Genomic DNA, 21,116 nt, shown 5'->3' with positions numbered 1-21,116 from the left:
TGACTTTATGCATCATTTGCGACCTATCGAATGGTTTGTAGGGAACGGTCTTGACCGTTCCGTGCCGCTTTGCCAAAGGCACGACGTAACGAGAAAACCGCGCGCCATTCGGCGCGATTTTATGCGCTGCGCGCGGCCAGATGTGCGGATGGGTCAAGACCCATCCCTACAAATTTCCCGGAAACGGACTTTTTCTACAAGCTGCGGGCGGCATATATGCCGCCCCTACGGAGTACCCGTAATGTTCACGCTGTCATTTGGTCGCGGGCGGGGCATACCCCGCCCCTACCGCGCAATGTTTTTTTATTGCCCTTGTTCCCTTGGTTTGTAGGGGACGCATATATGCGTCCCGCGCAGTTTACCCGTTAGGTCGATTTGCCGGGACGGCTGCAACGGGCGGCATATATGCCGCCCGTTGCAGCCGTAAAACCGCGGGCGGGGCTTGCCCCGTCCCTACAACTGCCGCCGCCCTTCGTCGCACTTCCCCGATACATCGTACCCCCAAACAACAAAAAAGCACGAACCGTGCGGCTCGTGCTTCTTTGTAAGAGAGAATGAAGAAAAGAAGGAAAACGTATATATGAAATGACCTTTCGGTCTTGTTGGTTGTCTGGCCTTGGGCTGGGCGTTCGCCCTGGCATAGCCCAAAGCACAGTAGTTATTTTCGCGGGTTCCTTATGTAAGCGTCCCGCTTACTTCCCTGCTTGCAAGACATAGTATACGCGCCAATTATGTGCAAAATTTGGCGGGGTTTTGAACGAACCAAAAATTTCCTTTGAACAATTTGTGAATTCCGAAAAAATTTTGAAAAGAGCGAGACAAATTCCTAAAAACATGCTATACTGAAATCAACATAACATAGGAGGTATGCCGACATGGAAATCACAAAGGACATTGTATATATTGGCGTCAACGACCACAAGGTCGATCTGTTTGAGGGGCAGTACCGCGTGCGCAACGGTATGGCCTACAACTCGTACCTGATCCAAGACGAAAAAACCGCCGTTATGGACACGGTGGACGCCCACTTCACCGACGCATGGCTGACCCACATTGCCGAAATTCTGGGCGAAGCATCGCCGGATTATCTCGTTGTGCAGCACATGGAGCCTGACCACTCCGGCTCTTTGGCGGCGTTTGCGCAGGCATACCCCGCCACGCAGATTGTGGCCTCCGCCAAGGCGTTCCAGATGATGCAGCAGTTCTTCGGCAGCGAGTATGCCGACCGCCGCGTTATTGTCAAGGAGGGCGACACCCTGCCCCTGGGCCGCCACACCCTGCACTTTGTCACCGCCCCCATGGTACATTGGCCCGAGGTCATCATGAGCTATGACGATGCGGACAAAGTCCTGTTCAGCGCCGACGCGTTCGGCAAGTTCGGCGCGCTGGACGTCGAGGAGCCTTGGCTGCCCGAAGCCCGCCGCTATTACATCGGCATTGTGGGCAAATACGGCGTGCAGGTGCAGGCCGTGCTGAAAAAGGCCGCCGCGCTGGAGATCGAAAAGGTCTGCTCGCTGCACGGCCCCGTGCTGACCGCCGCCGAGCTGCCGGAAGTCTTGGCCGCCTACGACGCATGGAGCGCCTACCGCCCCGAAGCCGAGGGCGTACTGGTCGCCTACACCTCCATTTACGGTCACACGGCAGCCGCCGCCGAAAAGCTGGCAGCCGCCCTGCAGGAAAAGGGCAAGGAGGTCTGCGTGATGGATCTTGCCCGCTGCGATATGGCCGAGGCCGTGGCACAGGCGTTCCGTTACAGCAAGCTGGTGCTGGCAAGCCCCACCTACAACGGCGATGTGTTCCCCTTTACCAAGAGCTTTATCGAGCATCTGACCGAGCGCAACTACCAGAACCGCACGGTCGCCTTTGTCGAGAACGGCTCCTGGGCGCCCACCGCCGCCCGCGTGATGGCCAAAATGCTGGAAGGCGCCAAGAACCTGACGGTCGCCGCCCCCACCGTAACCGTCAAAGGTGCGTTGAATTCTGACAGCGAAGCCCAGATCGCCGCCCTCGCGGACGCACTCTGCTGAAATTTTTAAGAAAACGGGTTGACAAAAGCCGGAAAAACCTTTATAATAACTGTTGTTGACCCGTTATGGATGATTAGCTCAGCTGGTTAGAGCGCTGCGTTCACATCGCAGAGGTCGTGGGTTCGAGTCCCTCATCCTCCACCAAAACAAAAGTCCCGCCGTATATCGGCGGGGCTTTTTTGTTTTGGCGGCGAAGGATGAGAGGGCTCGAACAGCCCGTCCCCGCCGCAGCGGGGCGCGGGAGAGCCCCTGCGGCTTCCTTCTGTGGGCACAAAAGAGGTTCCTTGCGAACGGAGTAGAATCGGTAATGTACGATAGAATTTCAATTCACACCCCTGCGTGAGGGGCGACCAAGCAAGGTTGAACTTGCGGCTGAATCCTTGGAAATTTCAATTCACGCCCCTGTGTGAGGGGCGACCACTGCCGAGTTTCGCGGTGATTTTATTAAAAGAATTTCAATTCACGCCCCTGCGTGAGGGGCGACAGCATGCCGCCGTCAGGATGATTCGGGTCAAGGCAATTTCAATTCACGCCCCTGCGTGAGGGGCGACGGAAGGCCACCGACCTCGGCCAGCACTTCCGCCAGATTTCAATTCACGCCCCTGCGTGAGGGGCGACTTAGCGGCTTTAGTAGTTTCTATTGTATAGATTAATTTCAATTCACGCCCCTGCGTGAGGGGCGACCTATTGGTATGACGCTTGGGAACTTGAGAACGTATTTCAATTCACGCCCCTGCGTGAGGGGCGACGCCGGAACTGCGCCCGGCGAAAAGTCACCGCAATATTTCAATTCACGCCCCTGCGTGAGGGGCGACTATTTAAGTTTATGTTCGGGCTGATGCGCAGCTTTATTTCAATTCACGCCCCTGCGTGAGGGGCGACGCGCGATGCCAAAATAAGCGGCTACTGCAACTCGATTTCAATTCACGCCCCTGCGTGAGGGGCGACATACAAGGAAGACCCGGCGGGGCACGGCGCTTTTGCATTTCAATTCACGCCCCTGCGTGAGGGGCGACCGGGCTGAGGAGCTGCCGGAAACTCCGCCCGCCGAATTTCAATTCACGCCCCTGCGTGAGGGGCGACCTGCTGCTCAAAGTAATAAACGGACGTAAGGATATTTCAATTCACGCCCCTGCGTGGGGGGCGACACACGCTGCTGGCGCACGTTGTCGGTGCCGGCAAATTTCAATTCACGCCCCTGCATGAGGGGCGACGGAAAGGCGCTTGACGATGCGAACGGCGAAGAAATTTCAATTCACGCCCCTGCGTGAGGGGCGACTTCGTGCTCATCGTCCTCGGTGGTAGAGTAAGCAATTTCAATTCACGCCCCTGCGTGAGGGGCGACGCATCATCGCCTTTATCACCACCAGCGGTACGCTGATTTCAATTCACGCCCCTGCGTGAGGGGCGACCCCTGCACTGCCACAGCAAGTGCGAAAAGTACCAATTTCAATTCACGCCCCTGTGTGAGGGGCGACCGCTATCAGCTTACCACGGATGGGCCACCAGTAAATTTCAATTCACGCCCCTGTGTGAGGGGCGACCGGATGGGCATGGACTTCAAAGAATTCATATGGGCATTTCAATTCACGCCCCTGCGTGAGGGGCGACAAAAAGCAGATTTTGCGCAAACGTCTAAGGGCAATTTCAATTCACGCCCCTGCGTGAGGGGCGACGCAAGCGACGGCGGGGTGATCGTATGGCAGGCAATTTCAATTCACGCCCCTGCGTGAGGGGCGACGGCGTGCAGTGGCGCGTAAAATGCACCGCCAATGTATTTCAATTCACGCCCCTGCGTGAGGGGCGACGACCGCCGACGACCTGCTGACGCTGAGCAGCCAATTTCAATTCACGCCCCTGCGTGAGGGGCGACTCTAATACATCGTCGCTTTTCGTCATATATTTCATTTCAATTCACGCCCCTGCGTGAGGGGCGACCCCAGCAGGCGCAGGGTGTCCGGCTCAAATTCAGCGATTTCAATTCACGCCCCTGCGTGAGGGGCGACGTGTTACTATACATATAGCAAAATCCTTTACATATTTCAATTCACGCCCCTGCGTGAGGGGCGACCAAGCTGTACATTTGGGAGCACCGCACCGACTGATTTCAATTCACGCCCCTGCGTGAGGGGCGACCAGTTGGTCGGTATGCACGCCGACATCAATTATATTTCAATTCACGCCCCTGCGTGAGGGGCGACAGTAGACCGCTTGAGGGTGCGCAGATTGTTAGATATTTCAATTCACGCCCCTGCGTGAGGGGCGACCTACCTTATGCCGGATAACTATGACGGCATGGTAATTTCAATTCACGCCCCTGCGTGAGGGGCGACGGAAGCCGCTGCGGCCAACGCTTCGGCCTGGATATTTCAATTCACGCCCCTGCGTGAGGGGCGACGGGCCGCCGGGGTGGACTTTTACGGACGCGATCTATTTCAATTCACGCCCCTGCGTGAGGGGCGACGAAAAGACCGTGCAGGACTTGCAGGGCCAAATTATTTCAATTCACGCCCCTGCGTGAGGGGCGACGTTGTTGCTGCTCTGCGGGCGCATTACCCCGCGCTATTTCAATTCACGCCCCTGCGTGAGGGGCGACGAAAGGGGGCTTTATTTATTTTACAAGCTGTGCTATTTCAATTCACGCCCCTGCGTGAGGGGCGACACTGTGCGCCGCGCTGTTTCCACATGGAAATTTATTTCAATTCACGCCCCTGCGTGAGGGGCGACAAATTTGCTCTTTATTTGTCGATTGTCTTTTTTTTATTTCAATTCACGCCCCTGCGTGAGGGGCGACCCGGAAAACCAGGTTGAAAGCATCGACGAATACAAATTTCAATTCACGCCCCTGCGTGAGGGGCGACGGCGTGCAGTGGCGCGTAAAATGCACCGCCAATGTATTTCAATTCACGCCCCTGCGTGAGGGGCGACTCTAATACATCGTCGCTTTTCGTCATATATTTCATTTCAATTCACGCCCCTGCGTGAGGGGCGACGCGGTGCGCAACCTGAGTGTTTTGGAGCATAGCCTATTTCAATTCACGCCCCTGCGTGAGGGGCGACTGGTGGTTTTGCCCGTGCCGCCTTTTTGGGCCATATTTCAATTCACGCCCCTGCGTGAGGGGCGACGCAGGTTGCCGTTGCCAACGGCTTTGCCGCGCTGATTTCAATTCACGCCCCTGCGTGAGGGGCGACCGCTCACCCAGGGCCAACAGATCAACCTGTATTTCATTTCAATTCACGCCCCTGCGTGAGGGGCGACATGCCAAAGCGCATCGGAAATTTGCTGCCGATTATATTTCAATTCACGCCCCTGCGTGAGGGGCGACAGGCAACGAGCATCCTGAAGAATATGCTGCTGTGTATTTCAATTCACGCCCCTGCGTGAGGGGCGACGTATGCTGCCGGACGTAAAGCCGCGCTCTGTCCAATTTCAATTCACGCCCCTGCGTGAGGGGCGACCGTTGCCGCGCGTGTAGCCGTACCGGCTGTAATTGATTTCAATTCACGCCCCTGCGTGAGGGGCGACTGCAAGGTCACCGTCGGTGATGCGCGGGAGCAATTTCAATTCACGCCCCTGCGTGAGGGGCGACCAATGATGCGCGTGAGCCGTGCAGGATATTAAAAAATTTCAATTCACGCCCCTGCGTGAGGGGCGACGTTGTAGCCGATAAGGTATTGCGCAGCTTTGGCGATTTCAATTCACGCCCCTGCGTGAGGGGCGACGGCAAAGGCGGCTTGTACATGGACGGCCAATTCCTATTTCAATTCACGCCCCTGCGTGAGGGGCGACCGGTGTTTCCTGCCACTCTTGCGAACAGTCCAGCGGATTTCAATTCACGCCCCTGCGTGAGGGGCGACGTCAAAAGCCTTCGCTTCGGCGGGATTCAGCACCATTTCAATTCACGCCCCTGCGTGAGGGGCGACCTGATCAACTGGCCCGCTAAAAACTAAACAAGCACTATTTCAATTCACGCCCCTGCGTGAGGGGCGACAGAAACCGGGCAGCGCATTGCGGCGCTGATAGAAATTTCAATTCACGCCCCTGCGTGAGGGGCGACAGGAAAATGCAGGCCGCTGTAAAAAAACAGGGCTTATTTCAATTCACGCCCCTGCGTGAGGGGCGACGTGCGGCACCGCCGGCAATGCTTAATTTATCGAAATATTTCAATTCACGCCCCTGCGTGAGGGGCGACGTTCCTCTGCCTGGCTGCCTTTCGGGATCACTTATTTCAATTCACGCCCCTGCGTGAGGGGCGACGCCGACGAGGCGGAAAGGATCAGATAATGAAAATTATTTCAATTCACGCCCCTGCGTGAGGGGCGACGCGCGACGGGCGAGGCTGCCGAAGCCCTGGAACAATTTCAATTCACGCCCCTGCGTGAGGGGCGACTTGTTCCGTCTCTGATCGTGGCGTTGCCACTTGATTTCAATTCACGCCCCTGCGTGAGGGGCGACCGGTTTTTCGCTGCCGACGAGGCGCCCGATATAGGTATTTCAATTCACGCCCCTGCGTGAGGGGCGACAAGACGTGCTTATCGACTTTTGAGCCCGGGTACATTTCAATTCACGCCCCTGCGTGAGGGGCGACCCGGGAAGCTGCAAGAATATTTTCCCAGCTGGTATTTCAATTCACGCCCCTGCGTGAGGGGCGACAGCAGTAAATCCGACTTCCGGCTGCGTATCTATATTTCAATTCACGCCCCTGCGTGAGGGGCGACTCAGTTGGTCGGTATGCACGCTGATATCAACTATATTTCAATTCACGCCCCTGCGTGAGGGGCGACATTATAGGCGGCTACTTGGACGCATGGCTGTTTATTTCAATTCACGCCCCTGCGTGAGGGGCGACGATAGAACTTCTTTTCTATGCGCTGCTGAAGATAATTTCAATTCACGCCCCTGCGTGAGGGGCGACATGCTGCCTGTTGCGGCGTTGGAGGCAAACAAACGGATTTCAATTCACGCCCCTGCGTGAGGGGCGACAGCAAAACAGCACAAAATTGCACCTTACAATTTATGCTGTCTGCCGAAAAAGTAACGTTATTTTTCCTTACAGAAACCTATTCAGACTGTTGAAAAAACTTCTTTGGGTTTATGCAAAATTTGCGGCCTATCAGCTGGTTTGTAGGAAATGGTTGCCCGTGCCCGTTTGCAAGGATGGGTCAAGACCCATCCCTACAAACCTTCCGGCAACAGGCTATTTCCACAAGTCGAACTTGCAAAAAACACAACGCACCGACGCAAATCTTTCCAAACCATGTTTTACAGCTGTATCACCGTTCCGCCATATTTCCCCCAAAAGGCACCGTCCGCAATTCTTCAAAATGCCCTGTAAAAATCACCATAAATCGCCACACCGATTTGTGCAGTTTTTTCGGCGTTTTCTGCGCGCACCTGCGGCAAAAATCTGCACGGCAGAGGTCTGCGCTTACAGCAGCAGCGGCTCACCCGCCTGTATGGGGGCGGCCTTGCCCATAACCTCAATTTTATTCCGGTAAGAATTTCCCAGGCGGTAAATGCGTATGGAATCCGTTTCGGGCTGAATGACTTTTTCCAGCTCGCACTTCAGCGCGGCAAGCTGGGCAGCGTCCAGCAGCACCTCAAACACCGAGTTTTGCACACGCATACCGTTGCGCTCGCACAGCTTGGCCACCTTGCGCAGGCGCTTGGCGCCGGCAGGTTCGGTGGTATCCACATCGTAGGTCACCACAAGCAGCATGGCGTGTCACCTCCAGACAAAGGGCGGATATTCGTCCAAATCGCCGCGCAGCACACGGGCAAACAGCATGGCCTGCACATAAGGGATCATCCCGATGGGCAGCTTTTCGTTCAAAAACGGATGGGTGACCTCCTCAAACTTTCGTTTTTGCCATGCTGTCAGCACGGTTTTTCGGCCGCGCTCGTTGAGCAGCACCGCTTCCTCCTCGCGGTCAAAATCGCGGGCGGAAAGCTGGCCTCGGTTCAGCAGCGCCAGCACAAAGCGGTCACACAGCGGGGCGCGCAGCTCCTCCATCAGGTCCAGCGCAAAGGACGCACGGCCCGGACGCAGCGTGTGCAGATACCCGGCGGCAGGGTCCAGCCCTACGGTTTCCATGGCGGACTGCATCTCGCGCGTGAGCAGCATGTAGGTAAACGACAGCAGCGCGTTCACCTCGTCCCGCGGCGGGCGGCGGCTGCGGGTGGTAAAGCGGAACCCTGCGGGATTCTGCTGCATCATCAGGTCAAACCGCGCAAAATAGGCGGTAGCGGCAGCCCCCTCGACCCCGCGCATGGCATCGGTATTTTCGCACAGGGACAAGCGCTCGGCGGCCTGTGAAAGCAGCGCCGCACCGGCTTGCAGCTCCCCGCGCATCGGCTCGGTTTTGGCGGAACGCGCGGCGCGCAGCAGAACCAGCTTGCTGTTGCGCAGCTTGGCAAACAGGATGCTTTGCACAAGGCCACGGCAAAAAGCGGGGTCGGAGAGCGACTCATACTGGCGCTTGCGCAGCAGCACATTGCCGCTGACAGGGCCGTAAAAGCGCCCCATAAAATGACCGCTCTGCGTCAAAAAAGTGACACTTATGCCGTGTGTGCCGCAAAATTCCAGCAGAGGTGTGGACACCGTCATCTTGCCGAAGCAGACAATGGCGTCGATGGTCAGGGCGGGCACGGACAGCTTTTCCGCGCCGCCGACCTGCACACAGATGTTCTCGTTGCGGCAGAACAAATAGCTTTCGGGGGTCAGAACGTACAGGGTGTTCAGCAGCTTTTTCATGGCGCAGGCTCCCCTTCTATCTCACCGACGGCCTCCCGCCGAAGTCGTGTACAATAAGCAGCCGCCGAGGCTTTCACCTTGGGGGCACACAGTTCCAGCAGCGAGCAGCGGCGGCATTTGGCGCTGTATTCGGCAGGTGGGGTGGACAGCGTTTGCCGCAGGGTATGCAGCTGCCCGGCCAGCAGGCGTGTGCGGCTGCGCAGGGCGTCGTCCAGCGTGATCGGCAAACGGCGGTGGGACGAGATAAAATACAGCGCCCCCTCCGGAATTTTTGCGCCGAACATTTCCTCCAGGCACAGCGCCTGCGCGCAAAGCTGAATTTTATATTCCTCCTCGTCGCGCAGGGTGCCGTGCTTGTATTCAATGGGGTAAAGCTGTACAGGGAAATCCGCCGCCGGGATGCAGCAGCCCGATGCGTCGCGCACAGCCTCGATGCAGTCGCATTTGCCGCCTAGCCGCAGCGTGTCGGAAAACACCGTGTACTCGTACAATTTTATCGTATCGCCGCGTTTTTCTACCCGCTTGGTGTGTACGCGCTCATGCTCGGCACGGCCCTTGGCGGTGTCGCGGCTTTCGGCCCAAAGGCGCTCGTTCAAAAGCAGCGCGGCTCGCCGTGGGCAGTAGCAGAGCTGCGAAAGGTAGGACAGCGGCAGATACTCGGCGTCATCCACGGGTAAACCAGCCTTCGTCGGCGGGCAGCTCGTTCCAGACGACGGGGCTGAACGCATCGGCCTTAAAGCCCATTTCGACGCCGGCGGGGACCTTGTCCAGTGCGACGGTGGCGGTGTAATCGCGGTAGCTGCGGGGGTAGCGGACTTCCGGCTTGCGGGCGACCTGCACCAGATCAAACAGCTTGTGCGCGGGGGCACAGCCCAGTTTGGCCTGACGCGCGCGCTGGGCGGCGTCGGTGTCGGTGCCGACGTGCTTAAAAAGGATCAGCGGGGAGACGACCTCCATCTCGCCCTTGCTGGCGCTGCGGTCATGCTCGTACATATTGAGGATCGCCTCAAACAGAATGTCCAGGTCTGTGTCATCAAACCCGGTTTCGGCGGCGAGATTGGCGCTGATAAAGCCGCGGATCTCGTACAGGCCAAAGGGAATGATCTGCTTGCGGCCCATGGTGCGCAGCTTATCCTCAGGGGTTTCCTGTTCCCATTTCAGGTAATCCTCGACCGTGCCGTCCTTGGGGCCGTCCGCCACAGCCATACGGGTGATGGACACATCGACCGGCAGAATCGGGTCCAGACTGGTGCCGAAGGTGATCTGCACGGGGCCGCGCACCTGACCCGCATTGGGGCCGGTGGACATGACCGCACCGAAGGCGCGCACATCGTAGAACAGCTCGCAGGCTTTTTTGCGCCCGGCGTACACGGCGTTTTTGTCCTTGGCGCCCTCGACCCCGGCGGCGGCGCGGGCCTCGGCAATATGGCGGTTGATGTTGGTGGACTGCTGGATGATCAGGTTCATGCCCGGCTCCTCGCCGTGGGCCAGCTGCACATAGTTGCGGATGCGGCGCTTGGTGGCCACGTCGGTGATGTAGCCCTTCATGGTTTCGGGGTCCATGCGGGGGGTGTTGCCCATGTCGGGGTCACCGTTGGGGTTGGCGTTGGTGCAGGCGAGATAGTACACAAACTCATAACGATTGCGGATAGCCATATTACTTTTCCTCCTGTTCGGTGGTTTCGGGGTTTTCGGCGGCAGAATTCTTATCGGCGGCGGCCTTTTTGCGGTCTGCCACAAGGCGGGCACTCATCTGGCGGTAGCCGATGGCAAAATAGGATTGTTCCTCCAAAGTCAGGGTAGTGGGCAGGCTGTTAAGACCCTCGGCGGCAAAGAAACAATACGGCTCGTTGAGGCGGTCCTCATACAGCTGTGCCAGATAGCGCTTGTCCAGCTTGGCAAGATGGTATTTGGCCAGGCGTTCCAGCTGCCCCAGCACCAGCTTGGGGGTGCGGCTGGCCGAGGCATAATACCGCTGCACGATGCCGGCGTTTACGTCGGGCATGGCAGCGCGCTGCAGGTCGGCATACACAGCCATCAAGGCGCCGCAGTGGTAGGCGGCATTGGGGAAATTCGGGTCATAATACGGCATAAGGGATACCTCCTCGTTTCGTGCGCGGGCCTTGCGCAGCAGCCAGACCTTGAGCCACTGGCAGCAGGTTCCGTCGGGCATAAAGCCAAACTTATCGTTCTCGTCGGGGTCCAGCATCTGGGAACGGATATTGGCCAAAGCACGTCCCGCCACAGCGTCCGGCAGGGGCGTATCGTTGATGATGGCCATAACAACGGCGGGTGTCAGGCCGGCAAGTTCCTTCTTTAACCGTTCCAGCACCTTGCTGTCGTTTTTGTGGCGGGTCAGCAGGGCGATCAGACGCACGGTCAGCTTGCGGGGCGTCAGTTTCCCCGTGCCCAGGTTATCGCACAGCGCCAAATCGTCGTTCCATTGATTCAGATGCTCCTGCAGGTCGGCGTAATTGCCCTGCTCATAGCGGCGCATCATGACGCGGCCGTTTGCACCCGACACCAGCATGATGTGATAACGACCCGACAGGGGTTTGGGCTGATTTCCTGTTTGCACCGCCTGTATCAGACTGTCTGCGGCGGCATCGGCAACGGCGGTCTGCTGCTCGGCAAGCGGGGCGGGGGCGTTCTCCCCCGTTTCCTCGTCGTCATCGGAGTCATAGCCGCAGAAATCCGGCAGCAGGATATCCTCCCGCGGGGTCAGCGGTTGGTCGTACCAGTGCACAAAGCGCATCCCCGCAAAGATGGGTGCCGTGGGGGTGAAAGCACTGTTTTTGTCGCGCCTGTACATGGCAGGCGAACCTGCCAGCAGGTCATCCATGGCAGCCTTTACGGCGGCAAAGGCTTCCTCGGACACGGGGGCGTTGGCGACCTGCTTTAAGCCGTAGGAGCAAAAGGCGCTTTTATCAAAGCAGATCAGGGTATCCCCGCGGGCATGGCCGCCCACGACCTGCAAGCCGCTGACAGGCGGCACGGTGGCGGGCGGGGCGGTGATCTCACCGGTGATCAGGCAGCGGGTCTGGCCGGAATCCTTGGCGAACTGCTTGCGGTACTCGCACCACCAGGGGATAAGCCCCTCGGCGCGGACGACGGGTGTGCCGCTGACCTTAAAGGAAATTCTGTCGCCGGGTTTGACTTTCAGCCTTGCAGCCTCGTCGGCGGCGGCTTTCACCTTGGCGGCGTCCTGAAAAAACGTAAGGCAGACGCCCATTTCGGGCACGGCGTCGGCACCGCTGCACAAAGTCCGGCAGAAGAACGCCTGCTTGGCGTTGGACTCGCCCTCCTGCTGCGGCACAAACAAGATGATGCCGCATTTTTCTGCCAGAAGGTTGCATTTGTCGGGGCTGTTGGCCAAGCTGCCGATATCCGGGCAGGGCAAAAGCTCGTCCGTGCATTGCTCTATGCCGAGGAAGTCGCCGCTTGCGGTCAGCGAAATGTAGGCGCGTATCTGTTTTTTGACAAAGCCCGGCGGCAGAGCCAAGCCGTTGCGCACGCCGTAGTCATAGAGAGCCTTCAGCATACCGAGCCTCCCTTCAGCACTTCGGGGCTGTCATAAGGCGGCACCGTGATCACGCCGTTTTCCATAACGGCATGGTACAGCGAAAGCTGCGGCTGTGCCTTTTTGCGCACGGTGCTGTCGTGCAGATCAAACACGTCATACACCATAAGACCCAAATCCATGCTGTCCGCAATGGGCGGGCGGGTGCCGTCGCTTTCCTCAAAATAGCAGACAAACTGGCGCAGCCCCAGACACGGTTGGTAAAAGGCCTTGCCCGCGCGGATGCGCCGCAGCGCCTGGCTGTACAGCTGCTCGACCGTACCCTTGTAGTCCGGGCGGGGGCAGATGGTGGCCGCAATGCGGTAGCGCACATCTTTAAGCGCCTGGGTCTGCCGCTGGGTGCGGTCCTCGTCCGCGTAAAGAATAGAGCTTTCCACGCTGCCCTTTACGCTGACGGTGGATTTTACCTCGTTGCACTTGAACGAGATGTAACGGATGGGGTTCAGCACCTCGATGCGGGTGACCTGCCAGTAAAACTCCACGGGTTTGGAATAGATGGCCGACAGGATGCCCCGCGCCGCCGAGGGGGTCGGCACGGCATAAGTCAGCCTTTCCACCTTGGCGTAGGGCGGCACGAAGGACGCGAAGTCCCCCCATACCTCCAAAACGATTTCCTTGTTCAAAATTTCACCTCCATTTTTTGTCGCAAGCCCCCTGCGGGGGCTTTTGCCCTAAATTACTGTCTATATTTTTCAATTCAAACGCCTGAAGCCAGGCGAAACAGCGCGCAAGGCATTCGTCTCCTCGCCCTGTTTGCAGGGGACTCGCGGAACACCCTGTCGGGGATTCCGCAGTCCCCTGCAAACTGCTATGGAGGAGGCGGCTGTCTTGCAAGCCGTACACATGATAATTCATGTGTCATATATATAGTAATTCCGTTTTTTCGTAATGTCAATCCATTTTCGACATATTCGGCAATCTATACAATCAAACCATAAAATCTTCGGGCAATGTGCTGTCAAGCGTAAGTCCCGTAACATCGTTATAAAAACTTGTTTGCCCCTGCTGCGGTTCGTTCAATATATAGGTATCGCTCGGCATGGCGGGGCGGCCGCGGCGGGGCGGGTAGTACAGGCGCTCGGCGTGCTGCTCGACCCAGTCCCGTTCAAAGCAGTTGACCGTGAGGGGCGCCGCCTGCCGCAGCAGGGCGGCGGTCAGGCCGCTGCGCGCCTGCGCCTGCACAGCTCGGTACAGCTCGATTTCCCCCTGCCACGGCACGATCAGCTTTGCACCGCTTTGGGTAATCAGCGCATACTCTTTGGCCACTGCGGGGTAATCCTTTGTCCGCAGCGCCTTGTCCAGGGCGGCCTTTCCCCGAACATCGCCGAAAAATCGGCGGTAGTATTCCTGTATCAGCGCGGGGTCGTTGATGTCCAAAGCAGGGTCATCGGCCCACAGCCCCTTTACGATATTGGCGGCTTTTTCATAGCTGCCGCCGGGGTAGCGCGCATCGGCGGGTTCAAACACCACGACCCGCCCGCCGTCGGGCAGACGCCCGTTGCGGTTGCAGCGCCCCGCCGCCTGAATGATACTTTCCAACGGTGCCAGTGCGCGGTACATCGCGTCAAAATCCAAATCGACGCCCGCCTCAATGCACTGGGTCGCCACCACGCGGCAGCTGCGCCCATCCTTGAGCCGTGCCTTGATTTCCTCCACCACCTGCAGCCGATGGGCGGGGCAAAGGTCGGTGGTCAGCAAAAACAGGTCGTCTTTTCCACAAAGTTCCTCCAGACAGTGGAAAAGTTCCCGCGCATGGCGGCGCAGGTTGACCAGCACGCAGACGCGGTCCTGCACGGCAATTTCTGCGGCAAGCTGCTCCCACGTCGGGTTTTGGCTGCGTTCTTTGTTGACGAACAGCCGCCACTCCACCCGCACACGGCGCATTTGGTCGTACAGTGCCGCACCGTTCGGCAAAATTTCGGTCGGGGTCCAGTCCGCGCCCGGCAGTGCACGGAAGTCCGGCTGGGTGGCGGTGGAAAATACCATGCTGCAACGATATTTGCGGCACAGCGCATTGACCGCCTGCACCGTGGCGGGGGCAAGGTCGGCGGGCAGGCTTTGCGCCTCATCAAACAGTACCACACTGTCGGCAATGCTGTGCAGCTTGCGGCAGTCGGTGGGCTTGTCGGCAAACAGGCTCTCGAAAAATTTCACCGAGGTCGTCAGCACCAGCGGCGCGTCCCAGCGGGCGGCCAGCTCCCGCGCCTCGTCAGGCAGGTTTTTCTGGCTGTGGTCGACCAGCAGGTCGGGCAAAATCTGCTTATATTCCCGTTCGCTCTGCTCGGCAAGCGTCAAAAACGGCAGCACAACGATGATGCGCCGCAGCCCGTTGGCCCCGCAGTGGCGCAGCGCAAAGTGCAGCATCGCCAGCGTTTTGCCCACGCCGGTGGGGGCTGTCAGCGTAAACAGCCCGCAGGGGGCTTGCCCCGCATCACCGCACTGCGCAAACACGCGGTCGCGGATGGCGTTCAGCGCCGGGTCGGCAGTGGAACCGGCCCGCAGCGATGCGCAGTGGTCATACAGCTTTTGCAGCGCGGCGTCGGCGTTCAGCGGTGCACCGCTTGCCTTTTGCAGGTACAGCGGGTCATTATCGGCGGCAGAGGTGCTGTAATCGGCATCCACCAGGCAGGAAAACAGCATCCGCGTGTCCAGCATATCCTCCACACGGTTCTGGCAGCGCCGCACGGGCAGGGCGGGGATGCGCAGATTCGGGAAATCCGCCTTAAACGCCTGCCATGCGCCGACATATTCGGCCTCACCCCGCAAGGCGGGCGTCTTGCCGTCGGGGCAGCAATTTGCTTTTTCGTCCCGATACAGGGCAAGCAGCATGTCCTCCTTCCCGCCCTGACCCACCTGTGCGTCCAGCCCCACCAGGCCGTCGTGATGCCCCTGTATCGCCTCCAGAACAGGAGCGTAATCGGGCAGCTTATTCGGCTTGTTGGGCAGGTGGCGCGCTATGTACAGCATCACCGCGCCGGGCATCGCGTGGTCTATGTGCTGCATCGTGCCCGCCAGCACCTGCTGAAACCGCGCGCTGTACTTGCCGAAATCGTGCCACTGCCCCGCCAGCCGTGCCTGCTGCGGGCAGCCGATCTCCTGCCCGAATCGCTCGGCCAGCGCAGCCACCTGTTCCAGATGCTCCTTGTTGGTCACCCTGCCGTGCAGGCTCTCGGACTTTGCGTAAAACGTTTGCATAGGCAGCCCCCTTTCTTGCTGTTTCCATTATAGCACTGCCTGCGGGGTAATAAAGCGGACTTTCATTCGACTGTATGCAGCTTTGTTGCACTGCACAAACACTTTATGCTTTTTTTGTGGAATACAGCAAAAGCGTGTTTTCCTGTCGCAAACATTTTTGAACACCTGTGCAAAACCTCTTGTTTATTTTGTACATTTGTGCTAAAATATCATGAATAAAGTGCAAAATCATTTCGCAACAAGGAGAACGCGCCATGAAAAACCTCTCGGCCCTCACGTTGGCGGCCGCCCTGCTGCTGTCAGCCGCTCTCTGCCCGCTGACTGTATGCGCAGCACCCGAAACCGACAAGACGGTGGACATACTTTTTACCCACGACACACACTCGCACGTCAACTCGTTTACCACGATCATTGACGATTGGGAGGTCGATGTCGGCGGCTTTGCCCGCATGAACACGCTGATTGAAGCCCAAAAGGCGCAAAATCCCGACACACTGATCCTCGACGGCGGCGATTTCTCGATGGGCACACTGATCCAGACTGTCTTTGAGACACAGGCCGCCGAGCTGCGGCTGCTGGGTTTGATCGGCTGCGACGCAACGACCTTCGGCAACCACGAGTTTGACTACCGTTCCAAGGGGCTGGCCAACATGCTGACCAGTGCCAAGGAATCCGGCGACGATGTCCCCGCCATGGTCATCTGCAACGTGGACTGGGAGACGATGGAAGCCGACGGGCTGACCGACGGCCAGCAGCTGATTCGGGATGCCTTTGCGCTGTACGATGTCCGAGACTACACAGTCATTGAAAAAGGCGGCACGGACATTGCCGTGGTGGGCGTTTTCGGCAAGGACGCCCTGGCCTGTGCGCCGACCTGCGAACTGAAATTTACCGACCCCGTCGAGGCAGTCAGGGCGACGGTAGCCGACATCAAGGCCAACGAGGACGTAGACATGATCGTCTGCGTATCCCACAGCGGCACCTGGGACGACGAAAGCCGATCCGAGGACGAGATCCTTGCCAAGGCCGTGCCCGACCTGGACCTGATTTTAAGCGGCCACACCCACACCGAAATCGAGGAGCCGATCTTGCACGGCAACACCTATGTGGTATCCTGCGGCGAGTACGGCAAAAACCTGGGACAACTTTCGCTGACGCAAAAGGCTGACGGACGCTGGCAGATGACCGATTACCGCCTGCTGCCCCTGACCTCCGATGTGGAGGCCGACGCCGAAACACAGCGTGTCATCGACGGTTTTATGGACACCGTGGACACCGACTATCTGGCCCGATTCGGCTATACCAAAGATCAGGTTTTGGCGGAAAACGACATTGTATTTTCGACCCAAAAGGATTTGGAAAATCTTCACACCGAGCACAACCTCGGTGACATCATCGCGGACGCCTATGTATACGCCGTCGAAAACGCCGACGATTTTGACGGCACATCGGTCAATTTGGCCGTTGTGCCCAGCGGCACCGTGCGCGACACCTACGCGCGCGGCGATATCACGGTCGAGCAGGTGTTCAACTCTTTCTCGCTGGGTATCGGCGCGGACGGCGTGCCCGGCTACCCGCTGATCAGCGTCTACCTGACGGGCAGGGAAATCAAGACAGCGGCAGAAATCGACGCCTCCGTGTCGGATTTCATGACCACCGCGCGGCTGTACTGCAGCGGGCTGAACTTCACCTACAACCCCCATCGTATGCTGCTGAACAAGGTCACCGACGTCTATCTGGAGGATGCATCGGGGCGCGTCGAGCTGCAGGACGACCAACTGTACCGCGTTGTGGCCGATTTGTACAGCGGGCAGATGCTCAGCGCCGTGACCGAGATGTCCTACGGCATCTTGTCTATCGTGCCAAAATATGCCGACGGTACGCCCATTACGGATTTTGAGGATGTCATCCTCACCGAAAACGGCAAAGAGCTGAAAGCCTGGGACGCCATCGCGCGGTATATGGCCTCGTTTGAGGACACCGACGGCAACGGCATCCCCAACGTGCCGGCTTATTACAGCACCACCCACGGCCGCAAGGAAGTTGACGACAGCAAAAACATCGTGGCTCTGTTGAAAAGCCCCAGCCGCTTCACGGTCATATTTGTCGGTGTGCTTCTGGCGGCGCTTGTGCTTGTCGTGCTGCTCGTGCTTCTGATCCGCAGGCTCGTCAAGGTCATTTGGGCCAAGGGCAAAAAGAATCGGCAGAGATAATGTCCCCTGCTCAACGGCAAAAAAGGCCGGGCAGGCCCCCTTTTTGGGGTCCTGTCCGGTCTTTTTCTGTGCAGGTCTGCCCTGCCCTATTGCCGCTACGCGGGGTTATTTTTCCTCGTAGCTGTTGCAGAAATGCGGGTTGGGCTGGGTCTGGCTGCAATGCTCGCAGTGCTCGGTAACGTGGATCTGCTCCAGGCTGCACTTGCTGCCGCCCTCATGATGTGCACAGCTGCACACATCGCAGGTAACACCGATATTTTCCATATACTGTCGCCTCCTTTCGGCTACGGGTAGTATGCGCCGCCACACACAAAATATACACTTGCCCGCCACAGATTTTCGTGGTATAGTAATGGATGGAGGCGATTTGAAAATGGCAAGTGTAATTGTGGTGATCGTGATTTTTGTGCTGCTGGCGCTGGCGATTGGGTTCATCTGCCAAAACGGCGGCTGGCAGGGCGGCTGCGGCGGCAACTGTGCATCCTGCCATCAGCATTGCAGCGAGTCCCCCGCCGACAAGCAGAAAAAAAAGTAACGGCTGTTTCGGCTTTCTGACAGAAAACATTTGCATTTTCTGTTCAAGTTTGCTATACTGTAATGGTATCGCCAGCAAACCGTATGCGATCGTAGCTCAGCTGGATAGAGCGTTCGGCTCCGACAACTGCGACATGGCAGGTTTTGGGCTCATTTTTGTTCGATACAGCGTGGTTTGCAATTGCAAAAACGCGGTGGTCAACGGTAGTCAGACCACGAATTGACCACTATTGGAAATTGACTACTTTACAAGATTGAAATACGCTGTAACGGCGTTTTTCATACATAAGCGATCGTAGCTCAGCTGGATAGAGCGTTCGGCTCCGACCCGGAAGGCCAGAGGTTCGAATCCTCCCGGTCGCACCAGAAAACCTCATTGCAATGTGTTTTTTGCAATGAGGTTTTTTGTTTTTGTTAGTGTTTGATTTTCAGAATAATTTTAGCAGCATATCATCTGCGGCATCGGTGTATTGACCTTTTGCTAGACGCTCGTTCCTTAGCCTGTTTATAGTGATTCGCATAAGGTGAATTTCTTCTACAGAGAAACTTGCTCTTTTATCGGCTGGGACAGAATTGATTTTTAGTATCAGTCGCCCCGGTTTTTCTGTGCTATGCCCAAGCGCTTTTTCTCGGCAGTAATAAGGTGCAAGTGCTTTCAACAGGATACTTTTGTACGCACGGGTCAATTTGATTTTTCTCATAATCCAATCGCCTTTCCGAGTTTCTCTTGTGCCTTTCGCTTGTTCTTGTCAAATGCATGGGCGTAAATATCCAGCGTTGTGCTTGCCTGCGCGTGACCCAATAGACTAGCCACCGTGCGCACGTCCACCCCCTGTGCAATCAGCAGGCTGGCGTTTGTGTGCCGCAAGCTATGCACATTCAAATTCAGTGGCAAGTTGTTTGCTTTCAATATCAGCTTAAAGCGATAGGTAAATGTGCAGGGATTCATCGGCTTTCCATTAGGCTGACGGAACAGGTAGTCGTCTTCAGATATGGTTTCGTTCGCGGTTTGCTGCCTATCCCACTCGCATTCTTTCCGCCACGCCTTGAGTAGCTGGCACATTTCTTTGCTCAAGTAGACCATACGATCACCGCTGCTGGTCTTAGGGTCCTTAGTGATTGATTCTTGGTGACTAAGTTTGACCACACCCCGCTGTACATGAATCGTCCGTTTACGCCAGTTAATGTCACTCCATTTCAGTCCACAGGCTTCTCCCCTACGTAGCCCGGTTGCCAGCACCAGCTTGAAATAGGTTTCGTATTTCATGCTCTGTCCTTCAAACGCTGTAATCAGCTTTTTGACGGTTTCCTCGTCAGCTACCGGGCGCTCTTTCTTCTGCCCTTTCGGCTTGTAACACCGCCATGCGGGATTGTGGGTCAAATAACCCTCGTCCACAGCCGCCGACAGGATGCCGCATAGCGTGTTGTGCAGGCCCTCGACCGACTTCTCGGATAGATTTCCTCTGCCGTCCAAACGCGGGCTGTGCCGCATTTCTTCGTAAAAATCTCGGATGACTTCCTTGCGCAAATCCATCAGTTTGTAGTTGCCAAGTGCAGGCAGGATTCTGCGGATATCCTGCAAATCTCGTTGATATGTAGAGTCCGCCAGCTTCTTCGGTCCAACATCAGCCGCCCAATGCTCGATGTACTTTGCCAGCGTAATGCTTCGATTAATAGGCTCTGGGGTGTGCTGAACCTCGCGTTCAAATAGGATTGCCTGCTCCTTTACCCACTTCTCGGCTTGTTTGGGTGTGTACTCCTTGGGTGGCTTGACTGTTTTCTGTACAGATTTCAGTCTATTGCCTTCGTAGTCATACCCACGGGATACCACGATCAAATAGCTATTACTGCCGCGCTTTCTGATAGACGCCATTGTTTTCAACGCTCCTTTGTATGTTTTATTGACCTCCGGCACTACAAAGCATACCGACAACTGCGACAGAAAGCTATCACCACACCCAACAATCTTTATGCTAAAAATTCACCTATTACTGACAAAAACGGCACCGTCATCGCTGACAGTGCCGCTATCGCTTTTACCTGCTTTTCAAGCATTTTAACCCGTACTTCCGAGCCAACATCGTCACCTTTTTCTTCTCGGTGACGGTCACCCGGATGTTGATTCCGACAGTTCGCTTTCTCATGCGCCAGCAGCCTCACAGGGGTTCGGGGCTGTCCCCGTAGGCTTTTCGGCGGGTTGCCCTGTGGCAACACTTCGCCCATGCTTGCTCTCCTTACGCGACCTTTGTGACGCTAATGACGCTGATGACGCTGTTTGTGAGATATCCCATTTGAAAAGCTGGGTTATATCAATTTCAGCGTCATTAGCGTCATCTGCGTCATTTCCGTCATGGGAGAACTTCATCTGCCGTGCCTGCGAGGTGCGGTGGGTTTCATAGTGGATACCTCTTGGCGTGAACACCGTATCGAAGTGTTCCACGATTTTCCGAGTCAGCTGATGGGGCAAAACGCCCTCGATATCGGCTGCAGAAAGCAATTCGGTAGCCGTGCCTTGCCATGTTCCTACGCTATCGATGTAGTCAGCCACTTTCCAAAGGTACCTCGGCACAGCCTTGGCGACAATTTGTTCGGTGCTTTCTTCCTCGTCCAGAATCCAAACGCAATTTTCTTCGTGCAGACGCAGTGTTTTGTTGTTCATGTCGCGCCCGGTCACCAAAATGCTGGCGGTCTGACTCATGCGTTTGCGCTGCATGACCCAGCTGGTATCGGACGCACCCATCAGACCGTTGGAGCCTGCAATCTGCTGGAACGGATCGTCTGCGGCTTGTTTGCGCAGATGGTGGATCAGCAA

The 21,116-nt window shown here is 57.0% G+C and carries 13 protein-coding genes, 2 tRNA genes, 1 pseudogene and 1 CRISPR repeat array; of the genes and pseudogenes, 5 read left to right on the top strand and 11 right to left on the bottom strand.

Annotated elements, in window-relative coordinates:
• The first annotated feature begins 875 nt into the window (after window positions 1-875).
• Window positions 876-2,027, top strand: a complete 1,152-nt coding sequence (locus Q0I19_RS07410) for an FprA family A-type flavoprotein (RefSeq protein WP_294760230.1) — start codon at window positions 876-878, stop codon at window positions 2,025-2,027.
• A 67-nt stretch (window positions 2,028-2,094) separates the two neighbouring features.
• Window positions 2,095-2,171 (top strand) — tRNA-Val (locus tag Q0I19_RS07405).
• Window positions 2,172-2,346: 175 nt separating this feature from the next.
• Window positions 2,347-7,011: direct repeats of the CRISPR family, unit length 32 nt; unit sequence ATTTCAATTCACGCCCCTGCGTGAGGGGCGAC.
• Window positions 7,012-7,456: 445 nt separating this feature from the next.
• Here Q0I19_RS07405 and cas2 read toward each other — a convergent pair.
• From cas2 to cas3, 7 genes are all read right to left on the bottom strand, one after another.
• Window positions 7,457-7,747, bottom strand: coding sequence for a CRISPR-associated endonuclease Cas2 (gene cas2, locus Q0I19_RS07400; RefSeq protein WP_294760231.1), 291 nt, complete (start codon window positions 7,745-7,747; stop codon window positions 7,457-7,459).
• A 6-nt stretch (window positions 7,748-7,753) separates the two neighbouring features.
• Window positions 7,754-8,782: a type I-C CRISPR-associated endonuclease Cas1c gene (gene cas1c / locus Q0I19_RS07395; protein ID WP_294760232.1), complete on the bottom strand. Its 1,029-nt coding sequence runs from the start codon at window positions 8,780-8,782 to the stop codon at window positions 7,754-7,756.
• Window positions 8,779-9,453, bottom strand: coding sequence for a CRISPR-associated protein Cas4 (gene cas4 / locus Q0I19_RS07390; protein WP_294760234.1), 675 nt, complete (start codon window positions 9,451-9,453; stop codon window positions 8,779-8,781). The genes cas1c and cas4 overlap by 4 nt, the downstream gene beginning before the upstream one ends.
• Complete coding sequence (cas7c, locus tag Q0I19_RS07385) at window positions 9,446-10,438, bottom strand: type I-C CRISPR-associated protein Cas7/Csd2 (protein WP_294760235.1); 993 nt, start codon at window positions 10,436-10,438, stop codon at window positions 9,446-9,448. The genes cas4 and cas7c overlap by 8 nt, the downstream gene beginning before the upstream one ends.
• Window position 10,439: 1 nt before the next feature.
• A complete protein-coding gene (locus tag Q0I19_RS07380; RefSeq protein WP_294760236.1) occupies window positions 10,440-12,323 on the bottom strand; it encodes a type I-C CRISPR-associated protein Cas8c/Csd1 in 1,884 nt (627 codons plus the stop codon).
• Window positions 12,317-12,985, bottom strand: coding sequence for a type I-C CRISPR-associated protein Cas5c (gene cas5c, locus Q0I19_RS07375; protein ID WP_294760238.1), 669 nt, complete (start codon window positions 12,983-12,985; stop codon window positions 12,317-12,319). Before cas5c ends, Q0I19_RS07380 begins: the two co-directional genes overlap by 7 nt.
• Before the next feature lie 304 nt (window positions 12,986-13,289).
• On the bottom strand, window positions 13,290-15,557 hold the full coding sequence (gene cas3 / locus Q0I19_RS07370) for a CRISPR-associated helicase Cas3' (RefSeq protein ID WP_294760239.1): 2,268 nt from the start codon (window positions 15,555-15,557) through the stop codon (window positions 13,290-13,292).
• Between the two features lie 254 nt (window positions 15,558-15,811).
• Between cas3 and Q0I19_RS07365 the strand changes: the two genes are divergently transcribed.
• On the top strand, window positions 15,812-17,770 hold the full coding sequence (locus Q0I19_RS07365) for a bifunctional UDP-sugar hydrolase/5'-nucleotidase (protein WP_294760241.1): 1,959 nt from the start codon (window positions 15,812-15,814) through the stop codon (window positions 17,768-17,770).
• 105 nt (window positions 17,771-17,875) lie between these two features.
• Here Q0I19_RS07365 and Q0I19_RS07360 read toward each other — a convergent pair whose 3' ends face one another.
• A complete protein-coding gene (locus Q0I19_RS07360; RefSeq protein ID WP_294760242.1) occupies window positions 17,876-18,034 on the bottom strand; it encodes a DUF1540 domain-containing protein in 159 nt (52 codons plus the stop codon).
• Between the two features lie 109 nt (window positions 18,035-18,143).
• On the opposite strand from Q0I19_RS07360, the gene Q0I19_RS07355 reads away from it, so the two are divergent.
• Both Q0I19_RS07355 and Q0I19_RS07350 read left to right on the top strand, forming a co-directional pair.
• Entirely contained in the window at window positions 18,144-18,305 is a 162-nt protein-coding gene (locus Q0I19_RS07355; protein WP_294760243.1) for a FeoB-associated Cys-rich membrane protein, read from the top strand.
• Between the two features lie 288 nt (window positions 18,306-18,593).
• Window positions 18,594-18,670, top strand: a tRNA-Arg gene (locus tag Q0I19_RS07350).
• Between the two features lie 62 nt (window positions 18,671-18,732).
• On the opposite strand, the gene Q0I19_RS07345 is transcribed toward Q0I19_RS07350, so the two are convergent.
• The 3 genes and pseudogenes from Q0I19_RS07345 to Q0I19_RS07335 all read right to left on the bottom strand — a co-directional run.
• Window positions 18,733-19,005: a hypothetical protein gene (locus tag Q0I19_RS07345; RefSeq protein ID WP_294760245.1), complete on the bottom strand. Its 273-nt coding sequence runs from the start codon at window positions 19,003-19,005 to the stop codon at window positions 18,733-18,735.
• The gene (locus Q0I19_RS07340; RefSeq protein ID WP_294760246.1) at window positions 19,002-20,177 is read right to left on the bottom strand and encodes a site-specific integrase; all 1,176 of its coding nucleotides are present in this window, start codon (window positions 20,175-20,177) and stop codon (window positions 19,002-19,004) included. The genes Q0I19_RS07345 and Q0I19_RS07340 overlap by 4 nt, the downstream gene beginning before the upstream one ends.
• Window positions 20,178-20,444: 267 nt before the next feature.
• Window positions 20,445-21,116: pseudogene (locus Q0I19_RS07335) on the bottom strand (hypothetical protein); the annotation flags it as partial.

It is taken from the genome of uncultured Gemmiger sp., from assembly GCF_934561205.1.
In the GTDB taxonomy this organism is placed as follows: Bacteria; Bacillota; Clostridia; order Oscillospirales; family Ruminococcaceae; genus Gemmiger.
This window is presented reverse-complemented; position numbering and strand designations above follow the sequence as displayed.